This is a genomic window from Micrococcus sp., from assembly GCF_034179925.1.
Lineage (GTDB): Bacteria > Actinomycetota > Actinomycetes > Actinomycetales > Micrococcaceae > Micrococcus.
The window spans coordinates 1-22,893 of record NZ_JAXFPG010000045.1 but is presented as its reverse complement, the minus strand read 5'-3'; the positions used below and the strand labels follow the sequence as shown (position 1 = coordinate 22,893).

At 71.2% G+C, this 22,893-nt stretch carries 22 protein-coding genes and 2 tRNA genes; 11 read left to right on the top strand and 13 right to left on the bottom strand.

Annotated elements, in window-relative coordinates:
• Window positions 1–55: 55 nt before the first annotated feature.
• Window positions 56–865 carry a rhomboid family intramembrane serine protease gene (locus SPI96_RS08830; RefSeq protein ID WP_321081997.1) on the bottom strand — a complete coding sequence of 270 codons (810 nt, stop codon included), beginning with the start codon at window positions 863–865 and terminating at the stop codon, window positions 56–58.
• Window positions 866–878: 13 nt separating this feature from the next.
• Window positions 879–1,409, bottom strand: a complete 531-nt coding sequence (locus tag SPI96_RS08825) for a peptidylprolyl isomerase (RefSeq protein ID WP_321081996.1) — start codon at window positions 1,407–1,409, stop codon at window positions 879–881.
• Window positions 1,410–1,618: 209 nt separating this feature from the next.
• Between SPI96_RS08825 and SPI96_RS08820 the strand changes: the two genes are divergently transcribed.
• Window positions 1,619–3,022 (top strand): hypothetical protein, encoded by a 1,404-nt coding sequence (locus SPI96_RS08820; RefSeq protein ID WP_321081995.1) that lies wholly within the window; start codon window positions 1,619–1,621, stop codon window positions 3,020–3,022.
• 246 nt (window positions 3,023–3,268) lie between these two features.
• On the opposite strand, the gene SPI96_RS08815 is transcribed toward SPI96_RS08820, so the two are convergent.
• On the bottom strand, window positions 3,269–4,162 hold the full coding sequence (locus tag SPI96_RS08815) for a 3-hydroxyacyl-CoA dehydrogenase family protein (protein ID WP_321081994.1): 894 nt from the start codon (window positions 4,160–4,162) through the stop codon (window positions 3,269–3,271).
• A 158-nt stretch (window positions 4,163–4,320) separates the two neighbouring features.
• Here SPI96_RS08815 and SPI96_RS08810 point away from each other — a divergent pair, with 158 nt between their 5' ends.
• Window positions 4,321–4,971 carry a type IV toxin-antitoxin system AbiEi family antitoxin domain-containing protein gene (locus SPI96_RS08810; RefSeq protein WP_321081993.1) on the top strand — a complete coding sequence of 217 codons (651 nt, stop codon included), beginning with the start codon at window positions 4,321–4,323 and terminating at the stop codon, window positions 4,969–4,971.
• Entirely contained in the window at window positions 4,968–6,011 is a 1,044-nt protein-coding gene (locus SPI96_RS08805) for a nucleotidyl transferase AbiEii/AbiGii toxin family protein (RefSeq protein WP_321081992.1), read from the top strand. The genes SPI96_RS08810 and SPI96_RS08805 overlap by 4 nt, the downstream gene beginning before the upstream one ends.
• A gap of 48 nt (window positions 6,012–6,059) precedes the next feature.
• On the opposite strand, the gene SPI96_RS08800 is transcribed toward SPI96_RS08805, so the two are convergent.
• Window positions 6,060–6,401 (bottom strand): hypothetical protein, encoded by a 342-nt coding sequence (locus SPI96_RS08800; protein WP_321081991.1) that lies wholly within the window; start codon window positions 6,399–6,401, stop codon window positions 6,060–6,062.
• Between the two features lie 179 nt (window positions 6,402–6,580).
• A tRNA-Ala gene (locus tag SPI96_RS08795) sits at window positions 6,581–6,656 on the bottom strand.
• On the opposite strand from SPI96_RS08795, the gene SPI96_RS08790 reads away from it, so the two are divergent.
• On the top strand, window positions 6,649–6,792 hold the full coding sequence (locus SPI96_RS08790; protein WP_321081990.1) for a hypothetical protein: 144 nt from the start codon (window positions 6,649–6,651) through the stop codon (window positions 6,790–6,792). The two genes, SPI96_RS08795 and SPI96_RS08790, sit on opposite strands and share 8 nt — an antisense overlap.
• A 167-nt stretch (window positions 6,793–6,959) precedes the next feature.
• Here SPI96_RS08790 and SPI96_RS08785 read toward each other — a convergent pair.
• From SPI96_RS08785 to dnaA, 8 genes are all read right to left on the bottom strand, one after another.
• Window positions 6,960–7,033 (bottom strand) — tRNA-Ile (locus SPI96_RS08785).
• A gap of 99 nt (window positions 7,034–7,132) precedes the next feature.
• Window positions 7,133–7,627, bottom strand: coding sequence for a DUF3566 domain-containing protein (locus tag SPI96_RS08780; protein WP_321081989.1), 495 nt, complete (start codon window positions 7,625–7,627; stop codon window positions 7,133–7,135).
• Complete coding sequence (gene gyrA, locus SPI96_RS08775) at window positions 7,624–10,401, bottom strand: DNA gyrase subunit A (protein ID WP_414601934.1); 2,778 nt, start codon at window positions 10,399–10,401, stop codon at window positions 7,624–7,626. Before gyrA ends, SPI96_RS08780 begins: the two co-directional genes overlap by 4 nt.
• A 73-nt stretch (window positions 10,402–10,474) precedes the next feature.
• The gene (gyrB, locus tag SPI96_RS08770; protein ID WP_321082017.1) at window positions 10,475–12,511 is read right to left on the bottom strand and encodes a DNA topoisomerase (ATP-hydrolyzing) subunit B; all 2,037 of its coding nucleotides are present in this window, start codon (window positions 12,509–12,511) and stop codon (window positions 10,475–10,477) included.
• A 392-nt stretch (window positions 12,512–12,903) separates the two neighbouring features.
• On the bottom strand, window positions 12,904–13,488 hold the full coding sequence (locus SPI96_RS08765; protein WP_321081988.1) for a DUF721 domain-containing protein: 585 nt from the start codon (window positions 13,486–13,488) through the stop codon (window positions 12,904–12,906).
• On the bottom strand, window positions 13,481–14,698 hold the full coding sequence (recF, locus tag SPI96_RS08760) for a DNA replication/repair protein RecF (protein ID WP_321081987.1): 1,218 nt from the start codon (window positions 14,696–14,698) through the stop codon (window positions 13,481–13,483). Before recF ends, SPI96_RS08765 begins: the two co-directional genes overlap by 8 nt.
• A 22-nt stretch (window positions 14,699–14,720) precedes the next feature.
• A complete protein-coding gene (gene dnaN, locus SPI96_RS08755; protein WP_321081986.1) occupies window positions 14,721–15,836 on the bottom strand; it encodes a DNA polymerase III subunit beta in 1,116 nt (371 codons plus the stop codon).
• Window positions 15,837–16,608: 772 nt separating this feature from the next.
• A complete protein-coding gene (gene dnaA, locus SPI96_RS08750) occupies window positions 16,609–18,171 on the bottom strand; it encodes a chromosomal replication initiator protein DnaA (RefSeq protein ID WP_321081985.1) in 1,563 nt (520 codons plus the stop codon).
• Window positions 18,172–18,515: 344 nt separating this feature from the next.
• On the opposite strand from dnaA, the gene rpmH reads away from it, so the two are divergent.
• From rpmH to SPI96_RS08715, 7 genes are all read left to right on the top strand, one after another.
• Entirely contained in the window at window positions 18,516–18,653 is a 138-nt protein-coding gene (gene rpmH, locus SPI96_RS08745) for a 50S ribosomal protein L34 (RefSeq protein ID WP_017489453.1), read from the top strand.
• Between the two features lie 29 nt (window positions 18,654–18,682).
• The gene (locus tag SPI96_RS08740; protein ID WP_321081984.1) at window positions 18,683–19,093 is read left to right on the top strand and encodes a ribonuclease P protein component; all 411 of its coding nucleotides are present in this window, start codon (window positions 18,683–18,685) and stop codon (window positions 19,091–19,093) included.
• The gene (yidD, locus tag SPI96_RS08735) at window positions 19,090–19,455 is read left to right on the top strand and encodes a membrane protein insertion efficiency factor YidD (RefSeq protein ID WP_321081983.1); all 366 of its coding nucleotides are present in this window, start codon (window positions 19,090–19,092) and stop codon (window positions 19,453–19,455) included. The genes SPI96_RS08740 and yidD overlap by 4 nt, the downstream gene beginning before the upstream one ends.
• Window positions 19,456–19,459: 4 nt before the next feature.
• Window positions 19,460–20,464 (top strand): membrane protein insertase YidC, encoded by a 1,005-nt coding sequence (gene yidC, locus SPI96_RS08730; RefSeq protein WP_321081982.1) that lies wholly within the window; start codon window positions 19,460–19,462, stop codon window positions 20,462–20,464.
• Window positions 20,461–21,060 carry a protein jag gene (locus tag SPI96_RS08725; protein WP_321081981.1) on the top strand — a complete coding sequence of 200 codons (600 nt, stop codon included), beginning with the start codon at window positions 20,461–20,463 and terminating at the stop codon, window positions 21,058–21,060. The genes yidC and SPI96_RS08725 overlap by 4 nt, the downstream gene beginning before the upstream one ends.
• Window positions 21,053–21,718 carry a 16S rRNA (guanine(527)-N(7))-methyltransferase RsmG gene (gene rsmG, locus SPI96_RS08720; protein ID WP_321081980.1) on the top strand — a complete coding sequence of 222 codons (666 nt, stop codon included), beginning with the start codon at window positions 21,053–21,055 and terminating at the stop codon, window positions 21,716–21,718. The genes SPI96_RS08725 and rsmG overlap by 8 nt, the downstream gene beginning before the upstream one ends.
• A 78-nt stretch (window positions 21,719–21,796) precedes the next feature.
• A complete protein-coding gene (locus SPI96_RS08715) occupies window positions 21,797–22,738 on the top strand; it encodes a ParA family protein (RefSeq protein WP_321081979.1) in 942 nt (313 codons plus the stop codon).
• The last annotated feature ends 155 nt before the right edge of the window (window positions 22,739–22,893 follow it).

The window sequence follows — 22,893 nt, the reverse complement described above, 5'->3', positions numbered from 1 at the left end:
TGTGGACGGCGCCGGGGACAACTCTGCACACCCCGCTGTGGACAACGTTCCGGCGTCAGCCTCCCATCAGGGCCGGCACCACCCGTTCCGCCCCGGCCGCGGTGAGCCCCACCAGCAGCGCCAGCACCGCCACCAAGCACACGGCGTGGATCGCCGCCGCACCGGCCCGTACCCGGGAGCCCGCACCGACGACGCCGGCCCTGCCCCGCGTACGGCCGCCCACGGCCGTGAGAACCGCCCCCACCAGGGCACCGGTGAGCAGCCCGCCCACGTGCACCTGCCAGGAGATCCCGGGGATCAGCAGGGAGAACACCAGGTTCAGGGCAATGAGCACCACGATGGAGCGCACCTGCCCTCCCGCGGACCGGGCCAGGAAGAACAGGGCGGCGAAGAGCCCGTAGATCGCTCCGGAGGCCCCCACCACGGGCTGGAGCGGGTGCGTGGTCCACAGGGCGAACACCGCCCCGCCCACGGCGGAGAGCAGATAGAGGCTGAGGAACCGCCACCAGCCCAGCAGTGGTTCGAGGACGCGGCCGAGCATCCACAGCGCCACCATGTTCAACGCCAGGTGCGTGGGGCCGGCGTCGTCGTGGACGAACGCGTAGGTGAGCATCCGCCACGGCTCCGGGGCCAGGTCTGAGGAGTACAGGCCCGCGTACCAGAGGTCCGCGGTGATCCCCTGCGGATCGGTGCGGGAGAGCCACTGCAGGGCGAACACGGCCACGGTGAGGCCCAGGAGGGTCCACATCACCGGGGTGCGGGGGGCATGGCGCGCAGACGCCGCACGGCCCGGATGCCGCGGGCTCACCGAGGGTGTGCCGTCTGCGGGATCCGGGCCGTGCGGTGCGGAGGGATCAGTGCTCACGCGAGCGCGCTGCTCAGGCCTCAGCGATCTCGATGGACTCGATGACGACGTCCTCGAGCGGGCGGTCGCGGGGGTCGGTGGCCACGGAGTTCAGACGGTCCACGACCTTCTGGGACTCGGCGTCCTTGACCTCGCCGAAGATGGTGTGGCGGCCGTTGAGCCAGCCGGTGGGCACCGAGGTGATGAAGAACTGGGAGCCGTTGGTGCCGGGGCCGGCGTTCGCCATGGCCAGCAGGTACGGGCGGTCGAACTGCAGCTCGGGGTGGATCTCGTCACCGAACTGGTACCCGGGGCCGCCGACGCCGATGCCCAGCGGGTCGCCGCCCTGGATCATGAAGTCCTTGATGATGCGGTGGAACACGGTGCCGGAGTACAGGGGGGCGCCGTTGTTCTTCTCGCCGGTCTGGGGGTGGGTCCACTCCTGCTCGCCGGTGGCCAGGCCCACGAAGTTCTTGACGGTCTTGGGCGCATGGTTGCCGAACAGCTCGACGACGATGTCGCCCTGGTTCGTGTGGATGGTCGCGATGTGGGTTGCGTTGGTCATGGCGCCATTGTTCCATCCACCCGCCTCCGGCGTCCGGGGCCGAGGGGTGCGGAAGGAGAGGTCTTCGCGACGGGCCGAATCCCGCCCCAGCCCGCGTCCGATGGGACCGTGCCAGGGCGGGCCCGCACCACTAGGGTGGGGGGCAGAACAGCGGACGCCCATGCGTTCCGCGCACGAATCTGAATCAGAGGACCAGACCGGGAGGCATCATGGCCCGCAAGAACCTGAGCACTGAGATCGAGCACAACGGCGCGGTGGAGACCTGCCTCGCGCGGCAGGCCGCGGCCCTGCGCAATTGGGCAGCCCCCCGGGTGGAGGCCGCCCGCGCCTGGGGTGAGGTCGGTGCCGCCTACGGTCGGGTGGGAGGCGTCGTCGCCGCCCAGGAGGGCCGCCGCATGGCCGAGGAGGCCCAGCGCGAGGTGGCCCCGAAGGTGAAGGACGCCGCCGACACCGCGCAGAAGGCTGTCACGGAGCGCTACCAGCAGATGGCCCCGGCCGTGCTGGCCGGGCTCGGTGCCGCCGGCAAGGCGGTGCAGGAGGCTCTGGAGGCCGCCCAGGCCCGCGCCCAGGAGGCCGGCCAGGTGGTGCAGGAGAAGGCCGCCGACGCGCGCAAGGACCTCGAGAAGCAGGCTGCGGCCGCTGGCAAGGGTGCCCGCAAGGGATCCCGCAAGGCCCGCCGCACCGCCCGCCGGATGGCCAAGAAGGCCGACCGCACCGGCCGCCGCGTGGCCAAGAAGGCCGACCGCGCGCAGGGCGTGCTCGCCAAGAAGGCCGACCGCACCGGCCGCCTGGTCGCGAAGAAGGCGGACCATGCCCAGGGCGTGCTCGCCAAGAAGGCCGACCGCACCGGCCGTCTGGTCGCCAAGAAGGCCGACCGCGCGCAGGGCCTGTTCGCCGCCCAGGCCTCCCAGGCCAAGGACGTCGCCGGCAAGGGCGCCCTCACCGCCGCCGGGGTGCTCGGGGCCGCACTGGCCGCGCTGCAGGATCGCTCCCAGGAGCTGGCCCCACAGGTGCAGGACCGCCTGGAGCAGGCCGCACGCTTCGCCCAGGACCGCCGGGACGAGTACGTGCCGAAGGCCGCCGCCCGCCTGGCCGACGCCGCGGACCGCGCCGAGCGCACCGCCCACGACCTGGACGTGCCCCCGTCGGTGGAGCAGCTGCTCGTGGCCCTCACCGGGGACAAGAAGGCCCTCAAGCGCCTGCGCAAGAATGCCGAGGGCTACGCGCACCAGGCCAAGAAGGACCTTGCCCGCCGGGCCGGAGTCGAACGCCGCAGCAGCGGCCGCGGCTGGGTCCTGGCCGGCATGGCCGCCGCCGTGGCGGGTGCAGGCTACGCCGTGTGGACCCTGACCAAGCCCACCCAGGATCCGTGGGCTGCTCCGGTGCCGGGCCCGATCACCGCGAACATCCCCGTGGTGCGCGCCGAGGCCCCGGTGGACCCCTACGCGCAGCAGAAGCAGGCGGTGGCCGAGGCCAACGCCCGCGTGCTCGGCACCCCTGCCGCCGCCCCGGCCGCCCCCGCCATGGGTGCCCCGGCGCCGGTCGTGGAAGTCCGCCCGCTCGGTGCCGTCCGCCCCGGCGAGGGCCCGGACGCCGCCGCTCCGCGCCGCTGACCGCGTCAGCTCCCCTCAACGACCACCCAGGTGTCGGCCTCCGGGCCGCCCTGGGTGGTCGCGTGTCCAGGGTGATGCGGAAGGAGCCGAGGTGTTGCCCGTGACGATTCACTGGATACTCCTGCTGATCGGGCCGGACCCCCGGGCCGGTTTCACCACGCAGGCCGTCACGGCGGCCGGGGCGGTGTGGCTCTGGGCCGGCGCCTCCACCTGGCGCTCGCCGGGCGAGGGCGGAGCCGGTGGGGGTCAGTCCTCGCTGTAGGTGTACCAGCCCTTGCCGGTCTTGCGGCCGTAGTCGCCGGACTCGTACTTGGCCTTGAGCAGGGGGTGCGGGAGGGAGGCCTCGTCCCCGGTCTGTTCGTACTCAGCCTGGCGGATCAGGTAGGCGACGTCGATCCCCACCAGGTCCATGAGCTCGAACGGGCCCATCGGGTGGTTGAGGGCGGCCTTGGCGGCGGCGTCGATGCTCTCCACGTCGGCCACGCCGGCGTCGAGCAGGTCCAGGGCCTCCTTGCGGAGGGCGGCGACCATGCGGTTCGCCACGAAGCCGGGGATCTCCCTCTTCAGCTCCACCACGGTCTTGCCGAATGCCTCGGCGAGGGCCTTGACCGTGGCGACGGTCTGCGCGGAGGTCTGGCCGTTCGGCACCACCTCCACGGCCTGCATCACGAGCGCGGGGTTGAAGAAGTGCATGTTGCAGACCTTCTCCGGCCGGCCGGTCGCGTCGGCGACCTTCGAGGAGACGATGTTGGAGGAGTTGGTGGTCAGGATCGTGTGCTCAGGGGCCACCTGGTCCATGGACGCGAAGATCTCCCGCTTGACCTCGAGGTTCTCGACGGCGGCCTCGATCACCAGGTCCGTGTGGGCGACGACGGCGTCGCGGTCCGTGGAGAAGCTCAGGCGCTCCTTCGCGGCGGCGACGTCCTCGGCGGTGCGGCGGCCCTTCTCGACGTCCCGGTCCACGCGGCGCCACAGCTCCTGCCGGGCTCGTTCGAGGGGCTCGGCGGCGATGTCCACGCAGGTGGTGCTGAAGCCGGCGAGGGCGGAGACCATGGCGATCTGGGAGCCCATCGTGCCCGCTCCGAGCACGGTCACGTGCTGAATGCGTCCCAGGGAGCTGGCGGCAGGGGTCTCGGTCATCGTGGTCCTCTCGGGTCGGGGTGCACAGGACGACGCCGGAGGGTGACGCCGCACACACCACCGTACGGCCCGAGCGCCACCGGGAGGAGAGCCACGCGGCGAGGGACTGTCGAAACCGTACCGTTTTCGGTACGGTTGCGACATCCGGAAGGGGTGTTGTGGTGACGTACCGCCAGGATCTATGGGACGTAGCGTCAGGGAATCATGGCGTGGTGACGACGGCGGATGCCGAAGAGGTCGACGTCCCTGCCGTCGAGCTGCGCAAGCTGGCGCAACGGGGGGTGCTGAGGCGGCTGGCCCACGGTGTCTACCTGCACACCCAGGTGCCCCGCGACCGCTTCACGGACGCGGCCGAGGCGGTGGCCACGGTTGGCCGGGACGGGTATCTGGAGTGGGACACGGTGTTGTCCCTCTATGACCTGGCGCTGGTCGACCCACCGTTCGTACAGGTCGGGGTGGGACGCCGCTACCGGGGAAAGCCTCGCTCGCACATACGCGTGAGGAAGCGCCCACAGCCGCCTGCGGCAGAGGACCTCACGTATCACGAGGGGGTTCCTGGGGTGACGGTCGAGCGCGCTCTGCTGGACGCACTGGAGCGCATTCCGCTTGATCGAGTCCACCAGGCCGCCCTCGAGGCGGAAGCCCGTGGCCTGATAGGCCCGTCCCAGCTCACCAGATTCCGCTCGGCCGCACGCTCCGTCCAGTGCAGACAGCAGAACAAGCCCCCGGCGACTGGACGAGCACAGACCGAAGTCCCACTGAACGCTCCCCATCAGGGCCGGGCCACGACGAAGGAGGGAGAGGGGTGACGTCAGCAGATCCGCGTATGGAGCGCCTGGCGGAGTTGGCCCAGCAGGCCGCGCCGAGGACTGAAGCCGAGCTCAACCGGCGGCTGGCCTCCATCGCCGAGGCACTGGGCGTCCCGGAGAGACGGGCGCGCCGTCTGTTGGGGGCCGCGATTGTGGCGCAGATGCTGCCCTCCGATACTGCGGTCAAGGGCGGAATCGGGGTGAAGATCCGGGTCGGGGAGACAGGGACTCGAGCGACGCGCGATCTCGACGTGACCGCGCATGATCGGAGGCGCGCGGTAGAAGCGCTGACCGCTCATCTTGAGCGGGGATGGGGTGAGGTTCCCGCATCGAAGAGCGCGCTGAAGAAGGACCCGAATGCCGGCCCGCGGGTGGCGTTCTTCGGGAGCGTGGCAGCTCAACGTCAGGCCTCACCGGCTGGTGTTCCGCCCCAGTACGTCCTCCAGCCGTACACGGTGAGACTGTGTTTCCTGACGCCGAAGACCACCATGACATCGGTGCTTCTGGAAATCGGGGTCGACGAGTTCGACGGTGCCGCAATCTCCCCACCCGACCTGGTGCTCTCCGAGCAGGTCGCGGCCGCGGTCGCCGCGCTGGGTTGTGGAGCACCCGGGCCGGTGTCCATCATCTCGATCGAGCAGCAGGTGGCGCAGAAGATCCACGCCGTGACCGATCCTGCTGAGAACCGGGGACATGATCTGGTTGACATCCAGGTGTTGTGGCAGGAGGCCGCAGAAAGGCCCGGAGGCGTGGATCTGCCGTTGCTGGCCGATCTCTGCCGGCGCACCTTCGCCTACCGATCCACCAGCCGCACGCTTGCCCGCCGGCCTCCACACACCTGGCCGCCCGGTATCGAGCATGTCCTCACCCTGTCCAGCCAGTACGAATCCGCACTGGACGAGGTGAAGGCAGGACTGGATGAAGCACCCCCGGGAATCGCTCCCGATGTGGAGCTCGCCGGACAGTGGCTCCAGGGAGTCATGGGCCTGATCGAGGCGGCAATGCCCAACGGCGTCAGCACGCCTCCCACGACGAGCTGAGGGCGTTCCTCGAGGCCGTCCTCCCGGGAAGGACCGGGAGAGAGGGCCTCATCTCGACCTGGTCATCCAGCCCACGAAGAACAGCACCGCGCTCAGGACGGCGTCGACGGGCCACACGTAGTAGGAGCCCGGGTCGGTGGAGTTCAGGACGAACAGGACGATGCGCAGCGCCGAGCAGACCAGGACGACGGCCAGGGCCCTGCCGCTCCATGCCCCCTGGCCGGCGAATGTCATCCCCGCGGCCGCCACGATCGGCGACAGGAGGGAGAGCGCATACATCCCGGTCATCACAGGCCCGGGCAGCACCACGGAGCCGAGCCCCAGCACGACGACGAGGATGCTGAAGGCCAGCGGGACGCTGAGCGCGGCCCGGATCAGAGTCGATGTCATCAGATGCCCCCCTGTCTCGACGGCGTGACCGTCCCCTCCCGCGGGTCGGTGCCACCATGGTCCACATCACCCTACAGCGGTGTCGCCCCCCGGACCCACGGGTCCGGCGGGCATGACAGAGGGGCCCGAGCTGCGTCGTCAGCGGCTCAGGCCCCTCGGTGCTCCATTCCCTGGAGCAGTGGTGGAGGCAAGGGGACTCGAACCCCTAACCCCCTGCTTGCAAAGCAGGTGCGCTACCAATTGCGCCATGCCCCCGTGGGATCAGGCCGTGCGGCCCTCCTCCTCGGTGCCCCGCGTGAGCGGAGCCTCCCGCACCGGTGCCGCGGCCACTGTGGGCCGGGGCGACGTCGTCGTGCCGGTGGAGCGCCCGGGCAGGCTGTCCGTGGCCTGAGCCCAGACATCCCTGCTCGCGCGGTTCCGCCGCCAGGCGCGGACCCCGTACGCGGCGGCCGCACCGGCCGCCAGCGTGGCGATTCGGGCCAACCGCATGGGTCCTCCCTCTCGGATGGGATCCGAAGACGACGCGAGCCCCAGCGGACCGGGGCTCTGTGCGTGGAGTGGGCGTACCAAGACTTGAACTTGGGACCTCTTCGTTATCAGCGAAGCGCTCTAACCGCCTGAGCTATACGCCCTCACCGTCATGGCGGAGGAATCCGCTCACAACAGGAGACCACTGTACACACCTCCGCCGGTCCGGTGCAAGTCGGCGCCGGACCGGCGGAGCGGGCGGATCAGTCGTCCGCGAGGGTCACGCCCACACCGCCCACAAGGGCCGCGCACACGTTGTACAGCAGCGCCCCCACAGTGGACAGCGCCGTCAGCAGGATCACGTTGATCACGGCCAGCACGGTGGCCAGGGAGATCACCAGGCTGAACGGGGCCAGGGACTGCACCGTGAACCGGCCCGAGGTGGAGCCGAGCACGCTGCCGAGCACCCCGTTGATCTGGTCGAACACCCCGAACGAGTTCGCCAGCGAATACAGGGCGATCGTGGCCACCACGGTGAGAATCCCCAGCGCCACTGAGAGCAGGAAGGACAGCTTCAGCACGGACCACGGGTCCACGCGGGTCAGCATCAGGCGGGCCTTGCGGACCTTCGCCTTCGGGACGGCGCGAACCAGGTCCTCCTGGCCCTCACGGCTGGTCCGGCGGACCGGGCGGCCACCCCCCGGGGTGGACGTCCCCGCGCCCTTGCCTGCCGGGCGCTTCGATGCGGCGGTGCTCACTGCTCTCCTCCGTCTGCACCCTCACCGGCGGCGCCCACAGGGGCGTCCTCCGGCGCGGCTACGGGGTCGGTCTGATCGATGACTGCGTCCAAGGGTACCCTCGCCCCTGCGGCGGCCCCGGCCTCGCCTGAGGGCGTCCCGGCAGCGCCCTCCCCGGCATCCGCATGGGCCTCGATCTCGTCCTCGTTGTTCACGGTGACGGCCACGATCCGGTCCTTCCGGTCCGGCTTCGCGAAGATCACACCCATGGTGTCGCGGCCCTTGGCCGGCACCCCCGCGACGGCGGAGCGCACCACCTTGCCCGAGGCCATCACCACGAGCACCTCCTGGTCCTCGCCCACCACGAGCCCGCCGGCCAGCTCGCCGCGGTCGTCCACGAGCTTGGCCACCTTGATGCCCAGGCCGCCACGGCCCTGCACCCGGTACTCCTCCACGGGGGTCCGCTTGGCGAAGCCGCCATCCGTCACTGTGAACACGAACCGCTCCTCGCCGGGGCGGATCACGTCCATGGAGAGCAGGGAGTCACCGTCCCGGAACTTCATGCCGGTCACACCGGAGGTGGCACGGCCCATGGGGCGCAGCGCCTCGTCCGTGGCGGTGAAGCGCAGGGACTGGCCCAGGCGGGAGATCAGCAGCAGGTCGTCGTCCTTGGAGGCCACCCGCGCGGAGACCAGCTCGTCGCCCTCGCGCAGCTTCACAGCGATCAGGCCGGCCGTGCGGTTCGTGTCGTAGTCCGCCAGCGGGGTCTTCTTCACCAGGCCGTTGCGGGTGGCGAGCACAAGGTACTCGGCGTCGCCGTCGTACCCGGCCAGGGGCTGGATCTGCGCGATCCGCTCCTCCGGCTGGAACGCGAGCAGATTCGCCACATGCTGGCCCTTCGCGTCGCGCCCGGCCTCGAGCAGCTCGTAGGTCTTGATCCGGTACACCCGGCCGAAGTTCGTGAAGAACAGCAGCCAATGGTGGGTGGAGACCGTCAGGAAGTGCTCCACGACGTCGTCGCCGCGCAGCGCCGCCCCGCGCACCCCCTTGCCGCCGCGCGCCTGCGAGCGGTAGTTGTCGATGCGCGTGCGCTTGACATACCCGCCGCGGGTGATGGTCACGACCATCTCCTCCTCGGGGATGAGGTCCTCGATGGACATGTCCCCTTCGAAGCCCGCCACGATCTCGGCGCGGCGCTCGTCCCCGTGGCGCTCCACGATCCCGGCCAGCTCCTCCGAGACCACCTCGCGCTGACGCTGCGGGGAGCCCAGGATCTCCGTGTACTCGGCGATCCGCGCCATCAGCTCGTCGTACTCGTCCTGGATCTTCTGGGACTCCAGGGCCGCGAGCTGGCGCAGCTGCATCTGCAGGATCGCGCCGGCCTGCTCGTCGTCGATGTCCAGCAGGGACTTCAGGGCCTCCTTGGCCACGTCCGCGGACGCCGAACGGCGGATGGTCGCGATGACCTCGTCCAGCATGTCCAGGGCCTTGAGCAGGCCCAGCAGGATGTGCGCGCGGGCCTCAGCCTTGCGCTTGCGGAACGCGGTGCGGCGCACGATCACGTCGATCTGGTGCTTCACCCAGTGGTGCACGAACCCGTCCAGGGAGAGGGTCCGCGGTACCCCGTCCACGAGGGCCAGCATGTTCGCCGAGAAGTTGGTCTGCAGGTCGGTGTGCTTGTAGAGGTTGTTCAGCACCACCTTCGGCACGGCGTCGCGCTTGAGCACGATCACCAGGCGCTGGCCGGTGCGGCCGGAGGTCTCGTCCCGCATGTCCGCGATGCCGGAGATCTTCCCGTCCCGCACCATCTCCGCGACCTTCGCGGCCAGGTTGTCCGGGTTCACCATGTACGGCAGCTCGGTGATCACCAAGCACGTGCGGCCCTGGATCTCCTCCACGTCCACCACGGCGCGCATGGTGATCGGACCACGCCCGGTGCGGTACACCTCCTCGATGCCCTTGCGGCCGAGGATCTGCGCCCCACCCGGGAAGTCCGGGCCCTTGATGCGCTGCATGAGCGCCGCCAGCAGCTCCTCACGGGAGGCCTCCGGGTTCTCCAGATACCACTGGACGCCGGCAGCCACCTCCCGCAGGTTGTGCGGCGGGATGTTCGTGGCCATGCCGACGGCGATGCCCGAGGAGCCGTTGACCAGCAGGTTCGGGAACCGGGCCGGCAGCACCGTGGGCTCCTGCTGCTTGCCGTCGTAGTTGTCCTGGAAGTCGACCGTGTCCTCGTCGATGTCCCGGACCATCTCCATGGCCAGCGGGGCCATCTTGGTCTCGGTGTAGCGCTGGGCGGCGGCGCCGTCGTTGCCCGGGGAGCCGAAGTTGCCCTGGCCCAGCGCCAGCGGGTAGCGCATCACCCAGTCCTGGATCAGGCGCACCAGGGCGTCGTAGATCGCGGAGTCGCCGTGCGGGTGGTAGTTGCCCATCACCTCGCCGACGATGCGGGCCGACTTGTTGAAGGACCGGTCCGGGCGGTAGCCGCCGTCGAACATGCCGTAGAGCACGCGCCGGTGCACCGGCTTCAGGCCGTCGCGCACGTCCGGCAGGGCGCGGCCGACGATCACGGCCATCGCGTAGTCCAGGTACGAGCGCTTCATCTCCGACTCGAGGTCGACGGGCTCCACCTTGTCCGCGGCGCCTTCGGGCAGCACGTAGTGCTCGACGGCGGCGCCCTGGCCGGTCGCGTCCGTGGCCTCCTGCGGGGTGACGGCCTGGTCGGGGGCCGCCTCCGAGCTCGCGGGGGTGTGGCCCTGGTCCGGGCTCTGGTCGGGGGTGTTCTCGTCGCTCACGCGGGTCCTCTCGGCGGTGCGAAGTCAGGATCGGGGAAGGCGCGGGCCGGACACTGTCGGCCCGTGCACGGGCTCAGATGTCCAGGAAGCGAACGTCCTTGGCGTTCTGCTGGATGAAGCTGCGGCGGGACTCGACATCCTCGCCCATGAGCATGGAGAACACGGCGTCCGCGGCGGCGGCGTCCGCCATGGTCACCTGCAGCAGGGTGCGGTGCTCCGGGTCCATCGTGGTGTCCCACAGCTCCTGGTAGTCCATCTCGCCCAGGCCCTTGTACCGCTGGATGCCGTTGTCCTTCGGGTAGCGCCAGCCCTTGGCCGTGCCGGCCTGGATCGCGGCGTCGCGCTCCTCGTCGGAGAACACGTAGTCGTGCGGGGCGTTGGACCACTTGATGCGGTACAGCGGCGGCTGCGCCAGGAACACGTGCCCGGCCTCGATCAGCGGGCGCATGTACCGGAACAGCACGGTCAGCAGCAGCGTGGTGATGTGCTGGCCGTCCACGTCCGCATCCGCCATGAGCACGATCTTGTGGTACCGCAGCTTCGAGATGTCGAAGTCCTCGCCGATGTTCGTGCCGAAGGCCGTGATCATCGACTGGATCTCCGCGTTGCCCAGCGCCTTGTCCAGGCGGGCGCGCTCCACGTTCAGGATCTTGCCGCGCAGCGGCAGGATCGCCTGGGTCTCCGGGTTGCGGCCCTGCTTGGCCGAGCCACCGGCGGAGTCGCCCTCCACGATGTACACCTCGCAGCGGGCCGGGTCCTTCGAGGAGCAGTCCGCGAGCTTGCCGGGCATGCCGAAGGACTCCAGCGGGGACTTCCGGCGGGCGTTGTCCCGGGCCTTGCGGGCGGCCAGGCGGGCGTGGGAGGCCATGATCGCCTTGCGGATGATCTCCTTGGCCGCGGCCGGGTTGCGCTCCAGCCAGTCGCCCAGGTGGTCCGTGACCACCTTGGACACGAACCCGCGCGCCTCCGAGTTGCCCAGCTTCGTCTTGGTCTGGCCCTCGAACTGCGGCTCCGAGAGCTTCACGGAGATCACGGCGGTCAGGCCCTCTCGGATGTCCTCGCCGGAGAGGTTCTCCTCCTTGGCCTTGAGGATCTCCTTGTCCCGGGCGTACCGGTTCACCAGAGCGGTGAGCGCGGAGCGGAAGCCCTCCTCGTGGGTGCCGCCCTCATGGGTGTTGATCGTGTTCGCGTACGTGTGCACGGACTCGGAGTACGCGGTGGTCCACTGCATGGCCACCTCGACCGCCATGGAGCGCTCGGTGTCCTCGGCCTCGAAGGCGATGACGTCGTCGTGCACCATCTCCACGCGCTTGGCGGAGTTCAGGTGCTTCACGTAGTCCAGCAGGCCGTCCTGGTACAGGTAGGTGACCGTGCGCCGCTGCGGGGCGGGTTCGGCGTCCTCGGTGAGGCCGTTCTCCGCGGCCTCCTCCCCCGCGGTGCCCTCGCCGACGATCTCGTCGTCGTGCACCTCGTTGTCCTCCTGCACGCGCTCGTCCGTGAGCGTGATGCGCAGGCCCTTGTTGAGGAACGCCATCTGCTGGAAGCGGGCGCGCAGGGTCTCGTAGTCGAACTCGACGCTCTCGAAGATCTCCGGGTCCGGCCAGAACGTCTGGGTGGTGCCCGTGGCCTCGGTGGCCTCGCCCTTGACCAGCTCGCCCTGGGGGTGGCCGCCGTCGGCGAAGGACATGCGCCAGGCGTGCCCCTGACGGCGGACCTCGGTGTCCACCCGCGTGGACAGCGCGTTCACCACGGAGATGCCCACGCCGTGCAGGCCGCCGGAGACCGCGTATCCGCCGCCGCCGAACTTGCCGCCGGCGTGGAGGATGGTCATGACGACCTCCACGGTGGGCTTGCCCTCGGTGGGGTGGATGTCCACGGGGATGCCGCGGCCGTTGTCCGAGACCCGCACACCGCCGTCGGCCTGCAGGGTGACGTCGATGCCGTCCGCGTAGCCCGCGAGCGCCTCGTCCACGGAGTTGTCCACCACCTCGTACACCAGGTGGTGCAGGCCGCGGGGGCCGGTGGAGCCGATGTACATGCCGGGGCGCTTGCGGACGGCTTCGAGGCCCTCGAGGACGGTGATCGCCGAGGCCCCGTAGTCGCCGGGCACCTTGCGCTCGGAGGCCGGGGCGGACGACGCCGGCGCGCTCGGCTCCGCGGTCCCCTGGGGGTCGTTCTCGGGTGCGTCGTGGGTCACGGGCGGTCACTTCCTCGGAGGCTGGGCGGCACGGTCGCGCGCACGCGCGCGGGAGCGGAGCCCGGCCCGGGGCCGGCCTCCGCCGTCGTTCTCCATGTCAGTCTATCCCCCGGCCCACCCGGAGCGCTCGCCCCGGGCGGTGCCGGGGCGCAGATCTGCCCCTGGCGGGCCTCAGGCGGCCACTGGGGAGCCCCCGGAGAGCCCGGATGGCTCCCCGGACGGCCCCGGGGTGCTGAGCGCGGCAGAGGGGCGCCCACGGTAGGCCGACGGTGCGGCAGGCTGCCGCCGTGTGCCTCGGGGCGGACTCAGCCGTAGGTGTCCCGCGGGCCCCGGCCGCCGCGCACGCTGCGCGGTCCCTTGCGCCAGCTGGGCGCCTGCGGGCCCGAGACGTCGATCCGGGTGACCACACCGGGGCCGAGGGCGTCGTCGAAGCGCTGCATCAGCACCGGGCTCATCAGGCGCAGCTGCGTGGCCCACGCCGTGGAGCTCGTGCGCACATGCACCACGGAGTTCTCGAAGGACTCCGGCCGGCAGTGCAGTGCGATCTCCGGGCCCACCAGCTCCGCCCAGCGGGTGAGCACGGAGCCCACCGCCACGGGGGTGGACCAGCCGCGGTCCCGGATGAGCCGGCCGAACACGCTCGAGACCGTCGCCGGGTCGCGGTCGTCCGCGCCGGGCGCCCGGCGTCGCACTGCTCCCCGGCCGGTCCCCCCGCTGCTCGGGGCCGTGCCGGCCATGGTGGCGGCCAGGCCCCCGGCACCGGTGCGGCCCCGCACGGGGGCGTCCCCCCGCTGGCGGGCTGCCTCCCGCACCCGCCGCAGCTGCACGAGGGCCAGGTCCGGCCGGTCCGGGGGTTGCTCGGCCAGGGAGTCCGGCTCGAGCTCACGCATCGGCTTCGCCCCCGTGCCGTGGCTCGCGGATGTCTCCCTCCACCGGAGCGGCGGCTGCCGTCACCGCCTCCGAGCCCTCGGCGTCCTGCCGGATCAGCACGCGGTGGCCCGTGAGGGCGTCCGGGATGTCCTCCACCGCGGCCCCTGTGACGATCACCTGCTCGGCTCGGCCCACCAGGCCGGCCAGCCGGGCCCGACGCGCGGAGTCCAGCTCGGCGAACACGTCGTCGAGGATCAGCACGGGGCGGCCGTGGGGGTCCGGGTCGTCCGCGGCGAGCACGTCGTAGGCCGCCAGGCGCAGAGCCAGGGCGAGGGACCAGGTCTCCCCGTGCGAGGCGTACCCGCGGGCGGGGGCGGGGCCCAGGAACAGGGTGAGCTCGTCCCGGTGCGGACCCACCAGGGTGAGGGCGCGCGCCCGCTCCTCCTCTCGCTGGGCGCGCAGCGCGGTGCGCATGTCTGCGGCGAGTTCCTCCACCGGTGGCGCCTCCGTGTGGGTGCCCCGGGCCAGCGGGACCGTGGAGTCGTAGGCGTAGCTGGCGGTCTTGGAGCCGTTGGTGAGGGCGGCGTAGTCCTCACGCAGCGGGTGGGCCAGCAGGCGCAGCACGTGCAGGCGGCCGTGCAGCAGCCGGGCCCCGGCCGTGCACAGGTGCTCGTCCCACACCTCGAGGGTGGTCTCCTCCTCCGCACCCCAGCGGTGGGCCCGGCGGGCGGACTTCAGCAGGGCGTTGCGCTGGCGCAGCACCCGCTCGTAGTCCGCGGCGGCCTCGCCGAGGGCGGGACGCAGCTGCACCATGAGCTGGTCCAGGAAACGACGCCGGCCGCCCGGGTCCTGGGTGACCAGGCCGAGGTCCTCGGGGGCGAACACCACGGTGCGCAGGATCCCCAGGCCTTCACGGGCCCGCACGGGGGCGCCCCGGTTGATGGCCACGCGGTTGGAGCGGCCTGGCAGGATTTCCAGCTCGAGCGCCACGGAGCGGGGGCCGCGGTGCACACGCCCGGCGATCCGTGCCCGGTCCTGGCCGAAGCGGACGAGCTGGGCGTCCTGGCTGACCCGGTGCGACTGGTGTGAGCCGAGGTACCCGATGGCCTCCACGAGGTTGGTCTTGCCCACCCCGTTGGCGCCGAGCAGCACCGTGGAGCCGGGCGTCAGCTCGAGGTCGGCCCACCGGTAGGACCGGAAGTCCGCGACGGTGAGACGGGACAGGTACACGGGAGCAGGCCGGTCCCGGGGCTCAGGTGAGGCGCACGGGCATCACGAGGTACCGGTGGTCCGAGACGGTCCCGGACTCCTCGGACACGCCCGTGAGCAGGGCCGGCTTGGGAGCGGAGGTGAAGGAGAACCGCACCTGCGGCTGGTCCACCACGGCCAGGCCCTCGGAGAGGTAGGAGGGGTTGAAGGCCACGGTGATGTCCTCACCCTCCAGGGTGCAGGGCACGGACTCGGTGGCGGAGGCGTCGTCCCCGGTGCCGGCGTCGAGGCTGACCTGGCCGTCGGTGAACACCATGCGCAGCGCGGTGTTGCGCTCGGCCACGAGGGCCACACGCCGGGAGGCCTCCACGAGTGCGGCGGTGTCCACAACCGCCTGGATGGGGCTGGTCTCCGGGAACAGCGAGCGGATCTTGGGGTACTCGCCGTCCACCAGCACGGAGGTGGTGCGGCGCCCGCCTGAGGAGAAGCCCACCAGGTCCGCGGACTCGCCGAACATGATCTCCAGCCGCCCGCCGCCGCCGAGGGACTTGGCGACCTCGGTGAGGGTGCGGGCCTTGACCAGCAGCGAGGTGGACACGGACGGGTCCGAGGGCTGCCAGCGGATCTCCTTCATGGCCAGCCGGTAGCGGTCGGTGGCGAGGAAGGTCATGGTGTCGCCCTCGATCTCCACCTTCACGGCGGTGAGGATCGGCAGGGTGTCGTCCTTGGAGGCGGCCACGGTCACCTGGGCCACGGCGTGGGCGAACTCCGCGCCGTCCACGGTGCCGGCGGCCTCCGGCAGCGCGGGCAGGGCCGGGTAGTCGGCCACCGGCATGGTGGCCAGGGCGAAGCGGGAGGACCGGCACGTGAGCACGGCCTTGCCGCCGTCCACCTCGAGGGTCACGGGCGCGGCGGGCAGCGAGCGGACGATGTCATTGAGCAGGCGGCCGGAGACGAGCACCTGGCCCTCGGACTCCACGTCCGCCTCGATCTGAAGGCGCGCGGAGGTCTCGTAGTCGAAGCTCGCGATGGACACGACGCCGGCCTCGGCAGTGACCAGCAGCCCTGAGAGCACCGGCACGGGCGGGCGCGGGGACAGGGAGCGGGCGGCCCAGGAGACGGCGTCGCTGAGGATGTCGCGTTCGACGGTGAACTTCACGAGCTCTGCACTGCCTCTCTGGCGGGATCACACGGGTGGTGGCACGGCAACCGCGGACGGGGCGCGGAGCGGAGCCGAGCGGCCGGCAGAACGGTGAATCACAGGGATCCGTAGACGTCCGGCGGGTGCGCTGGGGATCAGCATAGGCCGTCGCCGCCAGCGGTGTCAGGTCCGATGGGGACGGCCGCCGGCCGTCCGGATTCTTGTGATTCGTGCCGGGCCGGGGCAGAGGTGCCGGTGTTGCTTGACGGGATGTTTTCGGGAGGGTCAGAAGTGGTGGTAGCAGGTGTGGATCCTGTGGAGATCGCCCCCTGGCCGCAGGATTCCGCCGATCCCGGTGTGGGGATCCTGGGGATCCTCGCCCGTTCGGGGTGTGGGCGGCCGGTGGATGACGCTCCGAGCCGTCTCCGCCCCTGTCCACAGCCCCTCCGGGGGTCGTCCCCCGGCCGAGCCCTCCCGTCCCCGCCCTGTCCACAGGACTGTCCACAGCCCGGCGTCCAGGGGCTCGAAATCGGCGTGTTTCCGCGGTTCTGGCCTGTGGAAAGCTGGGGATATCGGTGGACAACCGAATGACACCGATGGAATTCCCCACGGGTGGGCCCCGGCTGTCCCCAGGGGTGTGGAGGGCACCGTGGACGGCGTGTTCCTGCGGTTCCCTGTTGTCCACAGGGGTGGGGAGGCCGACGTCGTCCCCGGGGTTCTCCACACAGTTGTCCACACCGGTGGACAATGTGGAGCCGGCTTCGAGCCAAGGTCGAAGGATCTGGGCTGTTCAGGCCCCGCGCTGCTTGCGCTTGATCTCATTGGTGAGCTCGGTCACCTGATTGAAGATGGTCCGCCGCTCGGCCATCAGCTCGCGGATCTTGCGGTCCGCATGGATCACGGTGGTGTGGTCACGGCCACCGAGGGTCTGGCCGATCTTCGGCAGCGACATCTCCGTGAGCTCGCGCAGCAGGTACATGGCGATCTGGCGGGCCGTCACCAGGGTCCGCGTGCGGGACTTGCTGTTCAGCTCCTCCACCGTGAGGTTGAAGTAGTCCGCAGTGGTGTGGACGATCAGCTCCGGGGTGATCTCCTGGGCCGCCTCGTCCGTGATCAGGTCCTTGAGCACCTGCTCGGCCAGCTCGATGTCCACCGGCTGCCGGTTCAGGGAGGCGAACGCCGTCACGCGGATCAGCGCGCCCTCGAGCTCACGGATGTTCGTGGAGATGCGCGAGGCGATGTACTCGAGCGCCTCCGGCGGGGCGACCAGGCCCTCCGCCTCCGCCTTCTTGCGGAGGATCGCGATGCGGGTCTCGAGGTCCGGCGGCTGGATGTCCGTGATCAGTCCCCACTCGAAGCGGGAGCGCAGACGGTCCTCGAACCCGGAGAGCTGCTTGGGCGGCAGATCCGAGGTGATGACCACCTGCTTGTTGTTGTTGTAGAGCGTGTTGAAGGTGTGGAAGAACTCCTCGACCGTCGCCTCCTTGTCCGCCAGGAACTGGATGTCGTCGATCAGCAGGATGTCCACGTTCCGGTAGACCTGCTTGAACGAGGCGCCCTCGTCGTGGCGGATGGAGTTGATGAAGTCGTTGGTGAACTCCTCCGAGTTCACGTAGCGCACCCGCAGCCCCGGGTAGAGCCTCTTCGCGTAGTGGCCGATCGCGTGCAGCAGGTGGGTCTTGCCCAGCCCCGACTCGCCGTAGATGAACAGCGGGTTGTACGCCTTGGCCGGGGCCTCGGCCACAGCGTTGGCGGCCGCATGCGCGAACCGGTTGGACGAGCCGATCACGAACGTCTCGAAGTGGTAGCGCTCGTTCAAGCGGCTCGTCTCCGACGACGTCGACGGCGGCGCGGGCGTGGGCGCGCCGCCGTTGCGGGCCGGTGCCGGCTCGGTGCGGGGGGCGGCGAGACCGGGCAGCTCCTCGGCCACACCGCGGTGCGCGCCCGGGGCCGGGGCCTGCGGGGCGGAGGCGGGCGGCGCCGTCGTCGGGGCGGCGGGGGCCGCGGACTCCTGCTCGCCCGGCTCGGCCGGGCCCGCCGGAAGCTCCGCGCGGCGGTCGTCCGCGGAGGGGGTGCGCGGCAGCTGCATGTTCGCGTCGATGGAGATCGCCAGCAGGGTCTCCTCGCGGAAAACCGCGGTGAGCGCATCCGTGAGGGCATCGGCCACCTGGGCGCCCTGGAGGGTCTCGCGGGTGGTCTCGTTGGGCACGGCCAGCAGCAGCGTGTTGCCGATCAGGCCCTGCGGCTGGGCGAGGTACACGAAGCCCATCAGGCGGGAGGTGACCCGCGCGTCGTCCTGGAGAGCCGACACCACCTGACGCCACTGAGTCAGCACGGCCTGGTCTGCCGCCATAGGAGACTTCCTTTCCTGGGCAGCCCGCCCGGGGAAGGCGGCCGACTGCGGTGCAACGGACAACGGTGGCACGAGTCTAATCGTTGTCCACAGGGTTGTGCACAGACGGTGGACAACGCCTATCCTCCTGTGGACGAAGCCCCCGCCGAGCACGGCGTAGGGGCCGCCTGCGCACACGCGTTTGACCCCCGTCCCCGGTGACCACTAGAGTTGCCGGGTCCCCCGGGTCGGTGCTATGCCGTGCCCGCCGGGGATTTCATGTCAGAGCCCCACCGGCCCTTCCCCCTGGTTCACCTCCTCAGGTCGACGGTCGCAAGGCACACAACAGTCGTGGAGTGATCACAGTGACCAAGCGCACGTTCCAGCCCAACAACCGCCGTCGTGCCCGCAAGCACGGCTTCCGCGCCCGCATGCGCACCCGTGCCGGCCGCGCCATCCTCGCCGCCCGCCGTGGCAAGGGCCGCGCGGAGCTCTCCGCCTGATTCGCGTCCCGCTGGGCTGACGGAACACCGTGCTGCCCCGTGACCGGCGCGTCCGGACCCCCGCGGAGTTCCAGCACATCCGCCGCACCGGCACCCGCGCCGGCAGGCCCTGCGTGGTGGTGACCGTGGCGCCCGAGCCCGAACAGACCCGGCCCCCGGCCTCGAGCGAGCCTCGAGGTCCGCGGGCCGGGTTCGTCGTGTCCAAGGCCGTGGGCAACTCGGTGGTCCGCCACCGGGTGGTCCGCCGGCTGCGCGCCATCCTCCGGGACGAGCTGGACGGCCCCGCCCTGCGCGGACGCCCCCTGCTCGTGCAGGTACGCGCCCTGCCGCCGGCCGCCACCGCGGACCACGCCACCCTCCGCCGGGAGGTCTCCGGGGCCCTCGCCTCCGCCCTCAAGCGGCGGGAGCGCACCACCGCAGGGAAGACCGGTCCACGATGACCGCCTCCTCCCCCTACGTGGTCCTCGAACCGTCCCGCCAGTGGGGCCCGCTCCGGGCCCTGCCCTCCACCGTGCTCGCCTGGCTGCTCATGGCCTACCGCGCCGTCGTCTCCCCCCTCTACGGGCCCGTCTGCCGGTTCTTCCCGAGCTGCTCGGCGTACGCCCTGGAGGCGGTGCAGGTGCACGGCGCGGTCCGAGGCTGCTGGCTCAGCGCCCGACGCCTGGCCCGCTGCCACCCCTGGAACGATGGTGGCGTCGACCCGGTCCCCCCGGGCCGGCGTCGCTGGCCTCCCGGGCGCAGCCCCCGCATCATCCAGCTCAACCACCCGCCCATCCCACCTGACCCCCCGCAGGAGGACTGAACCCATGTTCGAAGCCATCCTCGCCCCCTTCCGATGGATCATGTCCTGGATCCTCGGGGCGTTCCACAGCGTCCTGGAGGCGGTGGGCCTGCCCTCGGACTCCGGATGGACGTGGGCGCTGTCCATCCTCCTGCTGGTGGTGCTCATCCGCACCCTGCTGATCCCGCTGTTCGTCAAGCAGATCAACGCCCAGCGGGCCATGCAGACCCTGCAGCCGGAACTGAAGAAGCTCCAGGCCAAGTACAAGGGCAAGAAGGACCAGCTCTCCCGTCAGGCCATGGCGCTGGAGCAGCAGGCCCTCATGAAGGAGCACGGGGCCAACCCGTTCGCCGCATGCCTGCCGCTGCTGCTGCAGATGCCGTTCTTCTTCGCCCTCTACCAGGTGCTCGTCCAGGCCCGCGGCGCCGCCGAGCGTGGCGAGGGCATGGACGCCCTCTCAGCGGACCAGATCCGCTCCTTCGAGTCCTCCCAGGTGTTCGGCGCGCAGATGTCCGACACCTTCATGGGTGCGCTCGGCCAGCCCGGCGGCACGCCCGTGGTGGTGGTGGCGCTGGCGCTGATCCTGCTGATGTCCGGCTCCATGTTCTTCATGCAGAAGATGCTCATGACGAAGAACATGAACCAGACGGCCCTCGAGGGCCCGATGATGCAGACGCAGCAGGTCATGCTCTACGCCATGCCCCTGATCTTCGGCATCGGCGGCATCAACTTCCCCATCGGTGTGCTCCTGTACTGGACGTACTCCAACTTCTGGGCCGTGGGCCAGCAGTGGTGGATCATCCGCAACAACCCCACCCCCGGCTCCCTCGCCGAACAGGAGCTCAACGAGCGCCGCGCCGCCAAGGGCCTGCCCCCCGTGGGCACGAAGGTCACCGAGGCCGCCGCCACCGCCGGCTCCGCCCACGCCGCCTCCCGTGAGAGCACGGGCCCCGTGCTCAACGGCGAGGCCCAGCCCTCCGCCGGCGGCCAGCGCCCCCAGCCCCAGCGCAAGAACCGGAGGAAGAAGTGACCACCCCCGCCGACCCCCACTCCGGACCGGGCACCGCGGACGGGCCTGAGGAGGCCGCCGTCGTCGCCGGTGCGGAGGCCCCCGACACGGAGCGGCCCGCCGAGGACGCCCAGGCCGAGGCCCTGCGCCGCCTCGAGGAGGAGGGCGACGTCGCCGCGGACTACGTCGAGGAGCTGCTGGACATCGCGGACCTCGACGGGGACATCGACATCGAGGTCCGCGAGGGCCGCGCCCACGTGTCCGTGGTGGCCGAGGACGCCGACGACGAGCGCCTCCTGGACCTCGTGGGCCCCGACGGCAAGACCCTCGAAGCCCTGCAGGAGCTCGTGCGGCTGGCCGTGCTCACCTCCACCGGGCACCGCTCCCGGCTGATCCTGGACATCGCCGGCCACCGCCGGCGCCGGGACGCCGAGCTGCGGCGGATCGCCGGTGAGGCGGTCGAGCGGGCCCGCTCCGAGGGCGAGACCGTCCACCTGGACCCCATGGGGGCCTACGAGCGCAAGATCGTGCACGACGTCGTCGCCGAGGCAGGCCTGGTCTCGGAGTCCGAGGGTGAGGGGCCGCGCCGTCACGTGGTCATCGGTCCGCATGACTGAGCGCGCCGATTCCCCCGCCCCCGCCCTCACCGAGCCCCTGCGCCACGCCGCGCAGGAGGTCTTCGGACCCACCCTGCCCCTGGCCGAGCGCTATGTGGAGCACCTGGCCACCACCGGCATCGAGTGGGGCCTGCTGGGCCCGCGTGAGGTGCCGCGCCTCTGGGAGCGCCACGTGCTCAACTGCGCCGTGGTGGGCGGCCTGCTGCCCGAGGGCGCGATCGTGGCCGACGTCGGCTCCGGCGCCGGCCTGCCCGGGCTCTGCCTGGCCCTGGCCCGCCCGGACTGCCGCTTCGTGCTCATCGAGCCGCTGGAGCGGCGGGTCACCTGGCTGGAGATGGTGATCGCGGACCTCGGCCTGAAGAACGTCACCGTGCTGCGCGGACGCTCGGAGCAGGTCGCGGACGAGGTGCAGGCCGACGTCGTGACGGCCCGGGCCGTGTCCGCGCTGCGCACCCTCCTGCCGATCACCATGCCGCTCGCCCGTGGCGATGGCCAGCTGCTGGCCATCAAGGGGCGCTCGGCGGCCGAGGAGATCGCCGCCGCCGGCAAGGCGCTGCGCAAGTATGGTGGTGGCGAACCGGAGATCCTGACGGTGGGTGAGGGCCTCCTGCCCGAGGCCACCACCGTGGTGCGCGTGCCTGCGCGCCCCGCACGCTGAGGCCCCTCCCCCGGGCCGGCGCTCCGGTGCCCACGGAACCCCGTTGGCGCACGCCGACCGACGCACAGGAGGAGCACCATGGCCCAGGAGCAGGAGAGCCGCGGAGGGGCCTGGAGGGCCCTGCGCCAGAGGTGGGCCGGCCGGTCCGCTGAGAGGGGCGCGGCCGGTGAGGACGGCTCCCGGCTGCGTTCGCGGCGCCTGAACCGCCCGGACCGAACGCGCGTGCTGACCACCTCGAACCAGAAGGGTGGGGTGGGCAAGACCACCACCACCGTGAACCTTGCCGCCGCCATGGCGCGGGCGGGGATGCGGGTGCTGGTGATCGACATCGACCCGCAGGGCAACGCCTCCACCGCCCTGAACATCCCGCACACGGGCGAGGTGGCCTCCGTGTACGACGTCCTGCTCGGCGAGATGCCCCTGCAGGACGCCGTGCAGGACGCCCCGGACGTGGACGGGCTGCAGGTGGTGCCGGCGACGATCGACCTGGCCGGCGCGGAGATCGAGCTGGTGTCCATGGTGGCCCGGGAACAGCGCCTAGCCCGGGCCCTCGAGGCCTACATGAGTTGGCGTGAGGCGCAGGGCCAGGAGCCCCTGGACTACGTGTTCATCGACTGCCCGCCCTCGCTGGGACTGCTGACCGTGAACGCGTTCGTGGCGGCCGAGGAGGTGCTGATCCCCATCCAGGCCGAGTACTACGCCCTGGAGGGCCTCTCGCAGCTGCTGAAGAACGTGGAGATGATCCGCACGCACCTGAACCCGAAGCTGCAGGTCAGCACGATCCTGCTGACGATGTTCGACGCGCGGACCAACCTGGCCGTGCAGGTGGCCGAGGAAGTGCGGGCGCACTTCCCCGATCAGCTGCTCTCCACCGCGATCCCCCGCAACGTGCGGATCTCCGAGGCTCCGAGCTATCAGCAGACCGTGCTCACCTACGACCCGGCCTCCGCCGGCGCTGTGGCCTACCGGGAGGCCGCCGCGGAGATCGCCCGCAAGGGCGCGCCTGCCCGCCAAGGGTGAGGTCGCAGGGGGCCGCGAGGGTGACACGATAACATCACCCTTTCACGCTTGATTACCTCCAAAACAACGACGCCGGCCGGGGCGGTTCACGTGAAACGGCCCCGCCGGCGCGGGGCGGGGGGGGCGCCGATGAGGTGGGGGCTGGGGAGAGGCCG

What these genes read in the sequence shown, in the direction of transcription:
- SPI96_RS08825 (WP_321081996.1), bottom strand. Translation starts at nt 1,409, where the DNA reads ATGACCAACGCAACCCACATCGCGACCATCCACACGAACCAGGGCGAC.
- SPI96_RS08820 (WP_321081995.1), top strand. Translation starts at nt 1,619, where the DNA reads ATGGCCCGCAAGAACCTGAGCACTGAGATCGAGCACAACGGCGCGGTG.
- SPI96_RS08815 (WP_321081994.1), bottom strand. Translation starts at nt 4,162, where the DNA reads ATGACCGAGACCCCTGCCGCCAGCTCCCTGGGACGCATTCAGCACGTG.
- SPI96_RS08800 (WP_321081991.1), bottom strand. Translation starts at nt 6,401, where the DNA reads ATGACATCGACTCTGATCCGGGCCGCGCTCAGCGTCCCGCTGGCCTTC.
- SPI96_RS08790 (WP_321081990.1), top strand. Translation starts at nt 6,649, where the DNA reads ATGCCCCCGTGGGATCAGGCCGTGCGGCCCTCCTCCTCGGTGCCCCGC.
- SPI96_RS08765 (WP_321081988.1), bottom strand. Translation starts at nt 13,488, where the DNA reads ATGCGTGAGCTCGAGCCGGACTCCCTGGCCGAGCAACCCCCGGACCGG.
- dnaA (WP_321081985.1), bottom strand. Translation starts at nt 18,171, where the DNA reads ATGGCGGCAGACCAGGCCGTGCTGACTCAGTGGCGTCAGGTGGTGTCG.
- yidD (WP_321081983.1), top strand. Translation starts at nt 19,090, where the DNA reads ATGACCGCCTCCTCCCCCTACGTGGTCCTCGAACCGTCCCGCCAGTGG.
- yidC (WP_321081982.1), top strand. Translation starts at nt 19,460, where the DNA reads ATGTTCGAAGCCATCCTCGCCCCCTTCCGATGGATCATGTCCTGGATC.
- rsmG (WP_321081980.1), top strand. Translation starts at nt 21,053, where the DNA reads ATGACTGAGCGCGCCGATTCCCCCGCCCCCGCCCTCACCGAGCCCCTG.
- SPI96_RS08715 (WP_321081979.1), top strand. Translation starts at nt 21,797, where the DNA reads ATGGCCCAGGAGCAGGAGAGCCGCGGAGGGGCCTGGAGGGCCCTGCGC.